This is a genomic window from Sphingomonas sp. LH128 (assembly GCF_000293195.2).
In the GTDB taxonomy this organism is placed as follows: Bacteria; Pseudomonadota; Alphaproteobacteria; order Sphingomonadales; family Sphingomonadaceae; genus Novosphingobium; species Novosphingobium resinovorum_A.
This window is the reverse complement of the sequence record NZ_ALVC01000006.1, coordinates 1-14,229: the sequence shown is the minus strand read 5'-3', so window position 1 is coordinate 14,229 and position 14,229 is coordinate 1. Positions and strand designations below refer to the sequence as shown.

Sequence of the window (14,229 nt, the reverse complement as noted above, 5' to 3'; positions counted from 1 at the left end):
AGGCGGTGACGGGAACCGCCATGTGATTGAGCGCCTTGCCCGGTTCGAGCAGGGTCGCCCCGTCCATGATCGAGCCGCCGATCACCTTGTCCTTGCCAAACGCGGCCTGGAGTTTGCCTTCCTTGCCCACGCCGTTCTGCAAAGTCAGCGCGCAAGCGGTGCGATCGACCAACACCTGCGCATCGGCCAGCGCCTGATCGGTACCCTTGGCCTTGGTCAGCAGGATGTAATAGTCGATGTCGCCTTCAACCTCCTCGGGCGTTTCGACCGCGAAGAGGTTTTCGCGCTGGACGAATTGCGCCCGCACACCCGAAATACTCAGGCCATCCCGGCGGATCGCCTCGACATGGGGCTTGCGCGCAATCAGCGTGACCTTGTGGCCGCCGCGCGCCAGGAATCCGCCGATGACCGAGCCTAGCCCGCCGGCACCGTGGAAACAGAAATGCAATTGCTTGGACATGCTTTGGGATTCCCGTTGGTTCGGCTCAGGCAATGCCCAGTTCGACCAGCTTGGCCCTGATCTGCTCTTTCTTTTCCGGCGTCACATCAGCCACCGGCGGCAGGATCGGGCCAGCCTTGAGGCCAATCGCTTCGTACCAGGCCTTCACATTGGCAAGTGCGCTGGCATAGGTCGCGGTGCGGGCGATATCCCACAGGAAGTTGTCGTGATAGAATTCGCGGACTTCGCTGAGCTGATCGGAAGCGGCCCGCGCTTCCTCCCATTTTCCTTCATGCGCCAGGCGGATGTATTCCTTGGCGAAATGGCGCTTCTTGCCGTACAGCATGTAAGACAATTCACCCCAGCAAACGGTGCCGCCAAGACGCAGATCGTCGAGGAAGAAGTATTCGAATGGCTCCATCGTGTTGAAGCCTTCGGGCATTAGCTGGCGGATTTTGATTGTCTCGGCACGGCTCATGGCACCTTGTTTGACGCCGATCACGGTATCGATATCGGCCAGGCGGCGCATCAGGTCCCAGCTCAGCACGGTTCCCGAAACCGGGGTCCGGTAGAGGCAGACGGCCAGATCGGTGTTGTCGGTCAGGAACTTGAACCAGGCATAGATTTCGTCGTCGCGCTTGAGCTGCACAACCGGGTTGATCACCTCAGCCCCGTTATACCCGAGCTTCTCGACGAACTGCATCTTCTCGATCGCGGTATAGACGCTGGGATCGAGCACGATGGTCCACAGATCGAGCCGCCCGGCATTCGCCTCGGCGACGATCTCGTGATAGCGAAACCAGTCTGACGCTGAGACGTTCCAACATTCGGAGATGAACCCGCCGACGGCCAAGCCATCTACGCCCATTTCGACATATTTATCGATGTTGTAGCGGATACCGTCCACATCGAACTTGTAATCGGCGGTCATCGGGGTAATCGGACACTGATAGAAGCCCCTGACGGTCTTCGTAGCCCAAGCCTTGGCGTCCTTACGATCATATTCCATTGATGTGCACCTCATCTCGATTTGGTTCAGAATTTCAGCTTGCATCTGCCGTTCATGAAGGCGCCAGCGCCGCCTGGGCCGCAGCCAGTCGGGCAATCGGCACCCGGAAAGGCGATGCGCTGACATAGTCCAACCCGATCTCCTCACAGAAAGCGATCGTGGCCGGATCGCCGCCGTGCTCGCCGCAGATCCCCAGTTTAAGGTCGGGCCGAGTTTCGCGCCCTTTGCGCGATGCCATTTCGATCAGCTTGCCGACCCCTTCGATATCGAGAGTGACGAACGGGTCCTTGGCGATAATGCCTTTTTCCACATAAGCACCCAGGAAACGCGCCGCATCGTCGCGGCTGATGCCCAGCGTAGTCTGGGTCAGATCATTGGTTCCGAACGAGAAGAATTCCCCGCTTGCAGCGATTTCGTCGGCAACCAGGGCTGCCCGCGGCAGCTCGATCATGGTGCCAACGCTAAAGGCGATCCGCTCGCCTTTTTCGGCGAACACGACTTCAGCTACCCTGTACAGGGTATCCTTCAGTGATTCGAGTTCACGCGGCAATCCGACCAGCGGGATCATGATTTCGGGACAGACCGCCATGCCCGCCTCGCCCGCGACTTCGAGCGCAGCCTCGAAAATCGCGCGAGCCTGGATTTCGTATATTTCGGGATAGACCACGCCAAGTCGGCAGCCTCGATGCCCCAGCATGGGGTTGGTTTCCGCCAATTCGATTGCGCGATTCCGAACCTGCTCCACGTCAATACCCATCGCCCGCGAAAGCTCGGTGAACTCGCTATCCGTATGCGGCAGAAACTCGTGCAGCGGCGGATCGAGGAGGCGGATGGTGACTGGCAAGCCTTCCATGATCTCGAAGATTCGTCGGAAGTCGGCGCGCTGTTCGGGCAAAAGCTGGTCGAGCGCGGAGCGTCGTTCCTTTTCGCTGTCGGCCAGGATCATCTGCCGCATAGCGAGGATCCGACTTTCATCGAAGAACATGTGCTCGGTTCGGCAAAGCCCGACCCCTTCGGCCCCGAACCGGCGGGCCATTTCGCAATCGAGCGGGGTTTCCGCGTTGGTCCGAACCTTCAGGCGGCGATGCTTGTCAGCCCATGCCATCACCGTTGCGAAATCGCCCGAAAGTTTGGGCTGGATTGTCGGTAGTTCGCCCAGGAACACTTCGCCGGTCGAACCGTCGATCGTAATGAATGCGCCCTCTTCGAGCCGCTGGCCGCCGATCTCGGCGACCCGCGCGACCGGGTCGATCTTGAGACTGGCGGTGCCCGCCACGCATGGCCGGCCCATACCCCGCGCGACCACGGCCGCGTGGCTGGTCATGCCGCCGCGCGCCGTCAGAATGCCGGTTGCGACGTGCATGCCATGGATGTCGTCAGGCGACGTCTCATGCCTGACGAGGATGACCTTCTCTCCAAATTCGGCCCACCGTTCCGCTGTTTCCGCATCGAATACCACACCCCCCGAGGCTGCCCCGGGCGAGGCAGGCAAACCCTTTCCGAGCAGCACCCGCGGCGCATTCGGATCGAGCGAGGGGTGAAGCAACTGGTCGAGCGAGGCCGGGTCGAGGCGGAGCAGCGCGGTCACTTCGTCGACCAGGCTCTCTTCGACCATGTCGACGGCAATCTTGAGCGCGGCCATGGCAGTGCGCTTGCCCGAACGGGTCTGAAGGAGGTAGAGCCTGCCGCGTTCGACTGTGAATTCGATGTCCTGCATGTCGCGATAGTGGCGCTCCAGCAGTTCGAACACCTCAGCAAGTTGAGCATAGGCCTTCGGCATCGCTTCCTGCATTGAGGGAAGCCGCGCACCTGCGGCTTCGCGGGCAGCCCTGGTCAGATACTGGGGCGTGCGGATGCCGGCGACAACATCCTCACCCTGGGCGTTGGCCAGCCATTCGCCGTAGTAGGCCTTCTCGCCGGTTGCAGGGTTGCGGGTAAAGGCGACACCGGTAGCGCTGGTCTCGCCAAGATTTCCGAACACCATGGCCTGGACGTTAACCGCCGTGCCCCAATCTCCGGGGATATCGTTCAGGCGCCGGTAGACCTTGGCTCGCGGTGAGTCCCATGAGAGGAACACCGCCTCGATTGCCGTCCAGAGTTGTTCATGTACATCCTGAGGAAAGGCCGCGCCGTGATGGGCAAGCACGAGATCCTTGAAGGTCGCGATCAGGCCGCGCAGATCGTCCACTCGAAGATCGATATCCTCATCGACGCCGCGATCTTCCTTGATGCGGTCAAGGGCTGCCTCGAATACGCCATGCTCGATTTCGAGCACGACACTGGAATACATCTGGATGAAGCGGCGATAACTGTCGAGCGCGAACCGCTCATCCCCGGAGGACTGGCCCAGGCCGGTGACGGTCGCATCATTGATGCCAAGGTTGAGGATCGTGTCCATCATCCCCGGCATGGATACCCGCGCTCCCGAACGCACCGAGACCAGCAGGGGATCGCGAGGATTGCCGAACGTCTTGCCCGTCGCCCGTTCGACCAGCCCCAAAGCAGCCGAAACCTCATCGCGGATGCGATCAAGTGAAGCTCTGCCGTGGTCAAGATAAGCGAGGCATTCGCCGGCGGAGATCGTGAATCCAGGCGGGACGGGCAGCCCGATCCGCGCCATCTCGGCGAGGTTGGCCCCCTTCCCGCCCAGGACGCGCTTGTCGAGGTCAATCTGACCTGCGACCAGAACGCCGGAACCGAAGGGAAACACACTCGACATTGTTAAATTCCTGAGGTTCAGGTGCAGGTCCAAGGCGGCGCAATTCGATTGGTGCGCCGCCCCAGAAGCGATCTACATTTTGAGAATGGCCTTGATCGCCTTGCCGGTCTTTTCGGTATCCTCGACGGCCTGGTTGATCTGGTCGAGATCATAGAAGGTGCAGAGCTTCTCGAACGGGAACAGCCCGGCCTTCTGCATCGCAATCAGTTGCGGGATGAAGACCTGCGGGGTGCTCGATCCTTCGACTACGCCACGCAACTTGCGGCCAAACAGCATGTTGTTCATGTCTAGCGAAAATTCGGTGCCCAGCTTCGCCCCGCCGACCACTGCGGTTTCACCCATGTTGTGCGTGCTGTCCACCGCCGAGCGCAGCACCGCTGGAATGGCGGTAGTATCCATGGCATAGTCGGCGCCGCCACCGGTCATCGCGACGATCGCTTCCTGAGCGTTGACCGTGTTGGCGTCGATCACATCGGTGGCGCCCAGTTCACGCGCCAGTTCCAAGCGGCCTGCGTTGCGGTCAACCGCGATGATCTTGAGGCAGCCCGAGGCCTTGGCGGCCATCACTGCGCTGAGGCCCACCGACCCGGCCCCGAAGATCGCGATCGAGGAGCCAGGTTCGGGACAAAGCGCATTGAGGATGCTGCCCGCCCCGGTCTGGATGCCGCAGCCCAGTGGGCCCAAAAGTTCGATCTGTGCGTCGTCGGCAACCTTGACGCAGTTGTTTTCCGACGCGATCGAATAGGTCGCGAACGAGGATTGCCCGAAGAAGCAGGCGTTGACCTCTTGGCCGTGGCGGGTAATCGGCGTCGAACCATCCAGGCGGCGGCCCATGAAATTGAGCGGGAACAGGCTCGGACAGTAGGCCTGATGCCCCTTGAGGCACGATGGACAGGTGCCGCAATAGCTGAAGGAGAGCACGACCTTGTCGCCTGGCTTGACAGTGGTCACGCCGCGTCCGACCTTTTCGACAACGCCCGAACCTTCATGGCCCAGCACCGCCGGCAGCGGCGTCGGGTAATATTGATCGCGAACCGTCAGGTCGGTATGACACATGCCAGCTGCAGCAACCTTGACCAGCACTTCGCCGTCGCGCGGATCCTCGATTGAGACGTTATCCAGAACGAATTCACCACCCTGACGCTCAATAATTGCCGCGTATGCGTCCATTATTTCTCTCCCGTTTCCTGATTTCTATTTGATCGAATTTGCTTATGCGAAGAAATAGAGATTCTTGTCCTGCACGACGCGCGCGTCGATATTCAGCTTCCTGCTGAATACCTTGAAGCCGCTGTCTGTTTTCCGCAGCTTGTCTTCGCGTCCCAGCGTGTGCACGTAAACTTCGCTCTGTCGGCGATTGCGGTGCACCAGAACATTGGAGAACACCTCGAATTCAAACGGTGCAATTTCGAATGCTTCGACATTGGTAACGAAATAGCGGATTCGTGATGGCGGATCTTCCATCCATACCTGGCCCGTCAGCAACCGGTCGACCCGCTGCTGCAGCTCGGCATAGTCATCGTTGTAGATTGCGGCATCCCCCGGGGTTGGATCCGGGCGGCGGTCACGTGCAAACCGCTGTTCGTAAACTGGCATCCAGTAATGGATATCTTCGGCGATTACAGTATCGAACCATTGGCGATATTGCTGGTTTTGCAACATCCGCACCTCGGCGGAATAGTGACTGACGATGGCATGATGCAGTTCCATGCCTACGGGCTTGCGTGTTTCGGTCATCTTGCGGTCCAGATTGCTGTCGGGATCAGTCTTGCGGCTCGGCTTGCTTCGCCGACAGACGTTCAGGCCAGAAATTACGGTTGGTCCACATTGCATCCCAGGTATCGTCATTGGCCCGGATGGCGGCCCAATCTGGCGCATCGAGAATTTCTTGCCAGAAACGATAAAAGCCTCGATACGAGGTTTCGCCGATGAAGCTGACCCCGACAATTCCTGGATAGACGGGGTGCGGCCCTTCGCGGTCCTTGCCCATGCTCGAATTCATCCGCCCCTTTCGGGTGATGATACCGTTGTTGTTGTAGGTGGCCGACGACATGTTTTCGCCATCGTCGCTTTCGAGCGTTCCCGCCGTACCAAATGAACGGATCGCTTCGCGCTGGATCGACCGCTTAGTTTCGGTGTCGGCATTCTTCGGCACCATGGTATAGGTCCAGACCTCGATTTCATGCGGCCCGCGCGGATGCCAGATCTTGAAGGTGTTGGTTCCGTAGAGGAACGAACAGTTGGGGAAGATCGACGTATTCCAGTGACCGACATAGAGCCGTTCGCGCTCCGGCCCGAATTTTTCGCGAATTCCGCCCCGCGTCTGCTCGAGATATTTGACGTACCCGTCGCGCTTGACGTGGATCGCAGTCGCCGCATTATCGATCAGGCCAAACCCGTGGCCATGCCGCATGGTGAATTGCAGACCAAGGTCGTCAAACGGCATGTCGGCGCGATTGCCCGACAGGCCAGCCAGCTCGCCCCCGATCATCTGGAGAGCGGCGGCATGCGTCCAGCCCACGTGATACCCATCGCCGACGAAGTTCTCGGTCGGGACTTTCCAATTGCAGGCGAGGGTGCTTTTCAACGGCGGCCCGACCAGTTCCAGACCACCGTCCGGACCGTCCCAGATCGTATCGAGGTACCAGCAGAAGTCCCCCAGATAGTCCTCAAGCGATGGCGCTTCGGGATCATGGCAGCCGAAGATGAAGCCCTTGTAAGTTTCGACCCGGATCGGCGCGAGCCCTAGCTTGGATTTGTCGAGATCGCTGTGATAGCACCGCTCTTCCATCGGAACATCGACGAGCGAACCATCCTGACCGAAAACCCAACCATGATAATTGCACACGAACGCCTTGGCGCTGCCGCTGTCAGCATGACAGATCTGGTTGCCGCGGTGCGTGCAGGAATTGATGAACGCCTTCAGCGAACCGTCCGGCTGCCGCGACAAGATGACACGGTCTTCTGCCATGTACGTCGTAATGAAGTCGCCCGGTTTGGGAACTAGCGAATCATGCCCGAGCATGAGCCAGCATCGCGAGAATATTCGCTCCAGCTCCAGCTGATAGACATCTTGATCCCAGAACACCCGGCGAGACTGGCTCGCACCGGCGTTATCGACGAGTGCCGACGATCCATTCATCGCATCGCTCCCATGCTTTTTGTTACGAGTGCCGCATAGTCGATTCGTGCTATACATGCAACGCGATGCACCATATGCAAAACCTACCGTTGGCGCAAGGACGATTCTCAAGGGGCGTTTGTGGGGAGAATGTTAGGTTGCAAGATGCCGATAGCAACACGTCCAGCATCCTTGGTCTTGGGTCCAGGCTCTGGCAATCACCAGCCCTATTGCTGTGTCTGGCCTCGTTCTTTTGGGCCCTGAATCCGATCGTCGGGCGGGCGGCCAAGGACTTGCTCTCACCTGTGACTCTGGCGTTCTGGCGGTGGGTGGTGGCGCTGGTCTTCGTGCTCCCTTTCGCTTGGCGGCACCTCCGCGACGACCTGCCCGCCATTGTTGGCGGCTGGCGGTTCCTTGGGCTCCTCGGGGCTGTAGGGGTGGGGCTGTTTTCTTTTCTCGTCTATCAAAGCCTGCAGTTCACCACCGCGACCAACAATCTTCTGTTGCAATCGACCATGCCGGTGATGACCCTGCTCATGCCAGTTGTGCTGTTTCGGGAGAGGGTGCGCCCGATCCTCCTCGTTTGCGCACTCCTTTCGATCACCGGAATCGCGTGGATCATGACCAAGGGGCATCCCGACTATCTGCGCTGGGATGCGCTGAACCGAGGCGATCTGCTCGCCATCATTGCGGTTTTTCTCTATTCCGCCTATGCCACCTTCCTGCGCCGCGCACCGGCGATGCACCACCTCAGTTTGCTGGCTGTCCTGTTCGGGGTCGGGATCGCGGCTTTGAGTGTGCCCTATGCCTGGCACCTCTGGTGGGCTGGCCTGACCGTGGCTTCACCTGCTGCGCTCGCATCGCTGCTCTATATCGGGATATTTCCTTCGCTGCTGTCCTACGCGCTGTTCAATCGCGCGGTCGCCTTGGTCGGCTCGGGCCGCGCGGGGGTCTACATGAACCTGCCATCGGTGCTCGGGGTCCTGATGGCCGTACCTCTGCTTGGAGAACGGTTCGCAAAATACCACCTAATCGGTTCGCTGTTGGTGGTTGCATCAATCCTCTTATCGCGTCGGGTCAAGACATAAGGTCAATGAGGCCCTGGCTGCTGCGGCGTATAGCAGAGCAGTCGCGGAATTTATGGTTCGCTCAAAGTCCTTGGCGAGGCGTCGGTTTCGATTGCTCCATGCGAAGTTCCGCTCGACGACCCATCGCCTTGGATGGACGACGAAGCCGGTCTGATCGGCGAATTTCCGGACGATTTCGACGGTCATGGCGGTAGCGTTGCGGACGCGATCGCTGTTGTAGGCGCTGTCGGCGAAGATATGTTCAACGCAAGGGTGGCGCTGGCGCGATTGCTTGAGCAGCGGCACAGCGCCATCGCGATCCTGCACCTCAGCGCTATGGACCAGCAAGGCGAGTGTCCGGCCAGGGCTTGCGGCCAGACAGCGCGCCCATTCGCCTCGTCCAGCGCGTGGCTGGAATTAGGCCGAGATTTGATGAACCGGACGATCTCCTTGGGACTAAAACTGAAGGCGTTGGCACGTCGCTTCCAAGCCGCGCCTTCATGGCGGCGTCGGCGGCGTTGAAGTCATTACAGAGAAGTACACGCGCGAACCGCGCGATGAGCGGACGCGTCGCGGAGCAGGCGCGTCTATTACCCTGGCGTATCCGGCGAGCTGATCGAGGAGCTTCACCACGCCCGCGGCTCCCGTCTCAGCGGGATCGCTCGACGCTTCGCCGGTGACGACTACTGCTACCGAGCGGGCTGCCGGTTTGGCGGACACCGAGATAGGTTCAACCAGGCTACGCCAGCTTCCCGTTCGAAATCTATGGGGCTGAGATAGCCAAGGGTCGAGTGCCGCCGGGTCCCCGCCTTGCGCCTGCTCAGGCGATTGGCGACGGGGCCATGAAGACCGCGCGCGATCGGGGCGAGAGCGCGCGAATGGTAGGAACGATTGGGGAGGCGTCGCGCCAGCTCGTCGCAGATCTGATCAAGACGGGGGATCGATGGACAATGAAATCGGCTGCGTGCCTCCGGCGCCGGAGGCACGCGATAAGAACCGCCGCCGCTAATTGCATCGAGAGGACCGCAATTGGCTATGCTGATATCAAAGCATATTTCAGAGCCCGATCCGAAAGTTGTTGAGCAATACCAGCATGTTGTGATTCACGCCTCTTTGCGAAGAGATGAAGTGAATGGTGACATGGACTGGTATTGCCCGGCGCGAGCATAGCCGGGAGGGACTGCGATATCCATCGGATTTGACCGATGTTGAGCGGGCGTTGGCAGCGCCATTCGTGCCTCCAGCAAGGCGCGGAGGCCGACCTCGAACGGCAGACATGCGCGAAGTCCTCAATGCGATGTTGTATATAGCCGCGAGCGGGTGTGCGTGGCGACTTCTACCAAAATGCTTTCCTCCGGTGTCGACTGCCCTGCGCGGCGTTGCTCTGGGGCGCCGCAACTGGATGTTCGTCGGGTCCACCAAGGGCGGGGAGCCAAGTGGCGCTGAACGACCTGATCATGGTCTTTGCCTTCGCGCCGCTGGTGGGTCTGCTACTGGGCGCGGCATCGATCACCGTGCCGTGGAGCACGTTGGCGCTGTCGGTGGGACTCTACATCGTCGTCCCAGTCGTCATCTCGCAACTGCTCCGTCGCGCTCTCCTTCGCGGCGGCGAGAAGCGGCTTCAGCGCTTCCTGTCCGCCATTGGCCCGATCAGCCTTTCGAGCCTGCTCTTGACGCTGGGGCTGCTGTTTGGCTTCCAAGGCGAAAAGATCATCCGGCAACCGCTGGTGATCGCACTTATTGCCGTGCCGATCCTGTTTCAGGTCTATCTCAATGCCGGCATCGCCTATTGGCTCAGTCGCCGTTTCGGCGTGGCATGGTGCGTCGCCGGCCCTTCGGCGCTAATCGGAGCTTCCAATTTCTTCGAACTGGCTGTGGCCGCCGCCATCAGCCTCTTTGGCCTCAGTTCCGGCGCCGCGCTGGCAACGGTCGTGGGCGTACTGGTCGAAGTGCCGGTGATGCTGTCGATCGTCGCCTTGGTGAAGCGGACCCGCCCCTGGTACGAGAAAGGTATTCCCGCATGAGACTGCGTGAACTCGCCGCCCCTGATCATCTTTCTACTTTGGACAAGGCTTTCGCGCTGGCTCGCCCAGCGACTGGCCTTGGCCCAGACCAACCGCCTCCACGCATTCTGCTGCTCTACGGCTCGCTGCGAGAACGCTCGTTTTCGCGCCTCGCCGTGGAAGAGGCGGCGCGCCTGCTGCAGTTCTTCGGCGCCGAGACCCGGATTTTCGATCCCAGCGACTTGCCACTACCCGATCAGGTGGCAGGAGACGACCACCCGGCGGTGCATGAGATGCGTGAACATGCGCTGTGGTCGGAAGGCATGGTCTGGTGCCGCCCGGAGCGGCACGGCCAAATCAGCGGCATCATGAAGACGCAGATCGACCATCTGCCGCTTCAGATGCGCGGGATGCGGCCGACGCAGGGGCGAACGCTTGCGGTCATGCAGGTGTCCGGCGGCTCGCAATCTTTCAATGCCGTCAACTCGCTACGCCTGCTCGGCCGATGGATGCGGATGTTCACGATCCCTAACCAGTCCTCAGTCGCGATGGCCTACAAGGAGTTCGATGAGGACGGACGGATGCGAGCGTCCACTTATTACGAGCGCATCGTCGACGTTATGGAGGAACTGGTGCGCTTCACGGTGCTGATGCGGCCGCATGCGGCGCAGCTCGTTGACCGATACTCTGAACGGAAGGAGGCTGGTGCGCCTATCGACGCCACTGCGGACCTTTCTGCTATAGCGATAGCAGGCCAGTCCTGATTCCGCGGTCGACCCTTTGTGGCCGTTCAGGCGCCGAATCTCAGTTCCTAGATGCGGACCGTCCGATTCCGGCAGCTCGCGACCAGCCCCAGTCGATTGGGCCCGCCCCAGCGAACGTCAGCTCGCGGCGACAAAGCACCGGTCACCTGCGCGGCTTTCTTTTCGCCACTCCGCATAATTCGACGTAGGCTAATAAACCGCTACTCGGCGACAGTGGATCAGCATCGGATGTCGGACGACCGGCGCCACGAGGCTATCCAGCCGGCAACGGGCGAGGGGTGGTGCTTCTGCCCCCTGCGTCGCAGTTGCTCGACACTGCCGTCGCGTCGGATCAGGAACGATGCGTCAGGCACGAAGCCAAGCCGCTCGACCGCTTCGAACACCGCGGTACGGTCATGTTTGTAGGTTTGGGCAAAAACATGGCCTAAAGCGACAGGAAGTCGCGTGTGCTGGTAGTCGTGAGTTGCGTCCACATCTGAGAGGACGATAGTTCCCCCAGAAATTAGCACCCGGCGCATTTCTTTGATCGCAGTTTCAATCTCCTGCATGTGAGACAGCACGCGAGTGCACAGCACGGCGTCAAATCGATGGAGCGGGAAAGACAGTCTTCTCGCATCGGACTTGATGAGCAATGCCGTGGGGAGCCTGTGGCGCGCGATAGCCAGCATTCCGTCGCTGAGATCGACACCGATCTGCTCACCACATAAGTCGGCGAACTGCTGCAGATACCAACCTGTTCCACACCCAACATCGAGAAGCGAAAGCGGGCGACCGCGGGTTCGTCGCGCTCGCTCTAGAATGGCCTTTATTGAGGGATATTCGTGATCACGCCAAAACCCCTGCCAAGACCAGCTGTCGTAGTACGGAGCTGAGAGATCGTAGGCCGCCTCGGCGGCCATCGGAAATACAGTCGCGTCGGTCGGGCGCTCGATGGTCATTACTTAGCCTTCTCGAGCTTGGCAAGGCGCGCATTAAGCGTCTCAACTTGCCTGCGGAGCGCGACGGCCTCTGTGGAAGCCGGTGCGGCGTTCAGCGTGATCCGATCCTTCACGACCTTCTCGGCTTCCTCCCTCGCGACTTCCCGTCGGTCATTAAACCCCTCGTCCTTAAGCCATGTCGCGCCGAAGTTGGCGAGGGTGAGGATGAACAAACCCGCTGCCGCCCAGCTCAGGGCCTTAAGCGCTGCCTTAGGCGCGTCCTCCTTGAACTGATTTATGGCTTCGCTCTGAGCGAGGGTGAACTCCCGCGTCGCCTCTGCCTTGGCATCAGCACCGGCGAGCTTGATCTCGGCGATTGCCTCGTCGCGCTGCTTTGCGAGGTTGGTGGCCAAGTCGCCGATCTGCAGGAAAGATCCCGGTTGATTTACCGCGAGCTCGCGCAGCTTAGAGTCATACTGCCTGGTAGTGGTTTCGGACTCAAATGGATGGTCGACCGAGCCACGTATCTCCATGAATACCATCTTGGCAATCACGGTGTCCGGTTCGATGATGATCTTTCCGTTCCCGAAATTGACGAAGAGGCAAGCCAGATCACCGGTGTAGCCGGGCTCCACCATGCTCATATTGACCAGCATGAGGCCCTTCCGGGAGAGGGTGTTTGTCTGCCACCAGAAACCGACTATGTTTTCAGGGAGCTTCACGCTGTCGCTCGTCCTGATCCAAACCATTTTGCCGGGCTCGACTGTGATGCTCGTAGGCCCGCCGGACGTTTCAAACTCGACTGGTTCGTGATCGTCTCCGGCGACGAAGCCCCTGCCTGGCAGGAAGGAGTAGGAGCACTCCTGCGCCCTCATCGTGTCGCCATGCGGCACTAGCATGCCGGTCCGCATTTGCTCGCGGATCTGGGAATCTGATAGCACAGTCACGTCGAGACTTCCTCATGTCACGCCAGGGATTGAATGGCGTGGCGTATGGTGGTGGCGTCAAGTGAAGCGATAGGAGCCAAGCCGTCGCAGAGGCAAGACGCGCCTAAAAGTGTATTAACATCAATTAATTAGCTGGCTAAGACATTAGTCGAGTTAGGCCGAAACCGATCATGCAAGTCTTTGGTTATGATATCGAATGCTTCGAGTAAGAGATCATAAATCCGGTGAGATGAAAGATCCTCAAGGCTAAATGGGTGGCCCTGAAAAATATCACCCGAGTTTCGCACAATTGTTGGTATCAGTTTTAAATTGACAGCGTCGGGCATAATTGAAAATCGCGGGTCAAAAATATTCTCTCGTCGAATAATTCCCTCATTCCACGAGAAGTATAAATTTTCTACTGGTTCGAACTGGCCAATTGGAGCCGACGAATAAAACTCAACATCCCCGTTTAGCACATGCGAAACGATCTGCGGGCCAGGGCAAGCCTCGCCTATCCTCAGGTGCCATCCTGTTCGCTTAGGCAAGCGATTGAAATTCATAGCGAACGAGTCAAACGCTGGGCGGATTTTTTCCCTTTGCGACCGCCGAAAGTCAGCCGGAAAACAAAACCTTTTAAAACCGCGCCGCGCCTCCCCCCAGACCATTTCATCGACGATGGGTTCTTCACGCTCAAGCATGCCGCTCAATCTCGCGCACTGGACGGCAGTCATCGAATTACTATCCTCCTGCTCCGTTCCAGTGGAATTTTCGTAGCTGGACTGGAAAGCAGCAATCGCCTCACGCACAATATCCGACTTCGTTAAACCACGCCCTTTTGCAAAGGCATCAAGCCAGCCTTCAGCATCAGAAGGCACCCGCACGTTCAATGTCCCCATGCCGCATCCAATCTGTAACACAAATCATAAAGTATCCGTATTACAGGATTGCCGCAAGTGCGTTTCTTACCCCTCTGAATCCGACAGTTTCCTCCCGGCCTTGTCTCTTCTTATATCAGGCCGCAGTATCATCGCGCTGGATGTCTGCTTGTCATGAGAGCTGCCGCATGATCAGCGCTATATGGAATCACCGGCAAAGTCCCAAATTCCGCCGACCTCGACCCTTGCCGGTCATTCAGCAGTCAATTTCACGCTCCCAGGTGCGGACCGTCCGGTTCAGCAGGTGTCGACCATTGCACGAACATGACGTAATCGCGGGAGCGCCGGCCATGGGCAACGGGCTCGAGATTACTGGAAGGTTGGTT

General features: G+C 59.3%; 11 protein-coding genes and 3 pseudogenes. 4 read left to right on the top strand and 10 right to left on the bottom strand.

Translation table 11 applies throughout. The features are described 5' to 3' along the window. From LH128_RS00845 to LH128_RS00820, 6 genes are all read right to left on the bottom strand, one after another. Positions 1-460 (bottom strand): 2-dehydropantoate 2-reductase (locus tag LH128_RS00845; protein ID WP_008827670.1); only part of this gene is annotated, 460 nt, incomplete at its 3' end. A gap of 25 nt (positions 461-485) precedes the next feature. Then, the gene (locus tag LH128_RS00840) at positions 486-1,544 is read right to left on the bottom strand and encodes a dihydrodipicolinate synthase family protein (protein ID WP_232307698.1); all 1,059 of its coding nucleotides are present in this window, start codon (positions 1,542-1,544) and stop codon (positions 486-488) included. Continuing rightward, the gene (ppdK, locus tag LH128_RS00835) at positions 1,501-4,167 is read right to left on the bottom strand and encodes a pyruvate, phosphate dikinase (RefSeq protein WP_008827668.1); all 2,667 of its coding nucleotides are present in this window, start codon (positions 4,165-4,167) and stop codon (positions 1,501-1,503) included. The genes LH128_RS00840 and ppdK overlap by 44 nt, the downstream gene beginning before the upstream one ends. Positions 4,168-4,239: 72 nt before the next feature. Continuing rightward, the gene (locus tag LH128_RS00830; protein WP_008827667.1) at positions 4,240-5,337 is read right to left on the bottom strand and encodes an NAD(P)-dependent alcohol dehydrogenase; all 1,098 of its coding nucleotides are present in this window, start codon (positions 5,335-5,337) and stop codon (positions 4,240-4,242) included. Positions 5,338-5,379: 42 nt separating this feature from the next. Next, positions 5,380-5,904, bottom strand: a complete 525-nt coding sequence (locus tag LH128_RS00825) for an aromatic-ring-hydroxylating dioxygenase subunit beta (protein ID WP_008827666.1) — start codon at positions 5,902-5,904, stop codon at positions 5,380-5,382. 25 nt (positions 5,905-5,929) lie between these two features. Next, the gene (locus LH128_RS00820) at positions 5,930-7,309 is read right to left on the bottom strand and encodes an aromatic ring-hydroxylating oxygenase subunit alpha (protein ID WP_008827665.1); all 1,380 of its coding nucleotides are present in this window, start codon (positions 7,307-7,309) and stop codon (positions 5,930-5,932) included. A gap of 137 nt (positions 7,310-7,446) precedes the next feature. Here LH128_RS00820 and LH128_RS00815 point away from each other — a divergent pair, with 137 nt between their 5' ends. Further along, complete coding sequence (locus tag LH128_RS00815) at positions 7,447-8,376, top strand: DMT family transporter (RefSeq protein WP_024018977.1); 930 nt, start codon at positions 7,447-7,449, stop codon at positions 8,374-8,376. Here the strand turns inward: LH128_RS00815 and LH128_RS31715 are convergent. Beyond that, a pseudogene (locus tag LH128_RS31715) lies at positions 8,353-8,718 on the bottom strand (transposase); the annotation flags it as partial. The gene LH128_RS00815 and the pseudogene LH128_RS31715 overlap by 24 nt on opposite strands. Positions 8,719-9,487: 769 nt before the next feature. On the opposite strand from LH128_RS31715, the pseudogene LH128_RS31710 reads away from it, so the two are divergent. From LH128_RS31710 to arsH, 3 genes and pseudogenes are all read left to right on the top strand, one after another. Continuing rightward, positions 9,488-9,721: pseudogene (locus LH128_RS31710) on the top strand (transposase); the annotation flags it as partial. Positions 9,722-9,779: 58 nt separating this feature from the next. Further along, positions 9,780-10,379 (top strand): annotated as a pseudogene (locus LH128_RS00805) (arsenic resistance protein); the annotation flags it as partial. Then, the gene (gene arsH, locus LH128_RS00800; RefSeq protein ID WP_008827661.1) at positions 10,376-11,122 is read left to right on the top strand and encodes an arsenical resistance protein ArsH; all 747 of its coding nucleotides are present in this window, start codon (positions 10,376-10,378) and stop codon (positions 11,120-11,122) included. The pseudogene LH128_RS00805 and the gene arsH, both read left to right, overlap by 4 nt. A gap of 218 nt (positions 11,123-11,340) precedes the next feature. Here the strand turns inward: arsH and LH128_RS31095 are convergent, their stop codons facing one another. The 3 genes from LH128_RS31095 to LH128_RS32930 form a co-directional block, all read right to left on the bottom strand. After that, positions 11,341-12,060 (bottom strand): class I SAM-dependent methyltransferase, encoded by a 720-nt coding sequence (locus tag LH128_RS31095; protein WP_008827660.1) that lies wholly within the window; start codon positions 12,058-12,060, stop codon positions 11,341-11,343. Beyond that, entirely contained in the window at positions 12,060-12,986 is a 927-nt protein-coding gene (locus LH128_RS00790) for a dCTP deaminase (RefSeq protein WP_008827659.1), read from the bottom strand. Before LH128_RS00790 ends, LH128_RS31095 begins: the two co-directional genes overlap by 1 nt. A gap of 128 nt (positions 12,987-13,114) precedes the next feature. Then, positions 13,115-13,885 (bottom strand): hypothetical protein, encoded by a 771-nt coding sequence (locus LH128_RS32930; protein WP_327195009.1) that lies wholly within the window; start codon positions 13,883-13,885, stop codon positions 13,115-13,117. Positions 13,886-14,229: the final 344 nt, after the last annotated feature.

Excerpts from the sequence above, each read along its gene's own strand:
- LH128_RS00825 (WP_008827666.1), bottom strand. The coding sequence starts at position 5,904 with ATGACCGAAACACGCAAGCCCGTAGGCATGGAACTGCATCATGCCATC.
- ppdK (WP_008827668.1), bottom strand. The coding sequence starts at position 4,167 with ATGTCGAGTGTGTTTCCCTTCGGTTCCGGCGTTCTGGTCGCAGGTCAG.
- LH128_RS31095 (WP_008827660.1), bottom strand. The coding sequence starts at position 12,060 with ATGACCATCGAGCGCCCGACCGACGCGACTGTATTTCCGATGGCCGCC.
- LH128_RS00830 (WP_008827667.1), bottom strand. The coding sequence starts at position 5,337 with ATGGACGCATACGCGGCAATTATTGAGCGTCAGGGTGGTGAATTCGTT.
- arsH (WP_008827661.1), top strand. The coding sequence starts at position 10,376 with ATGAGACTGCGTGAACTCGCCGCCCCTGATCATCTTTCTACTTTGGAC.
- LH128_RS00820 (WP_008827665.1), bottom strand. The coding sequence starts at position 7,309 with ATGAATGGATCGTCGGCACTCGTCGATAACGCCGGTGCGAGCCAGTCT.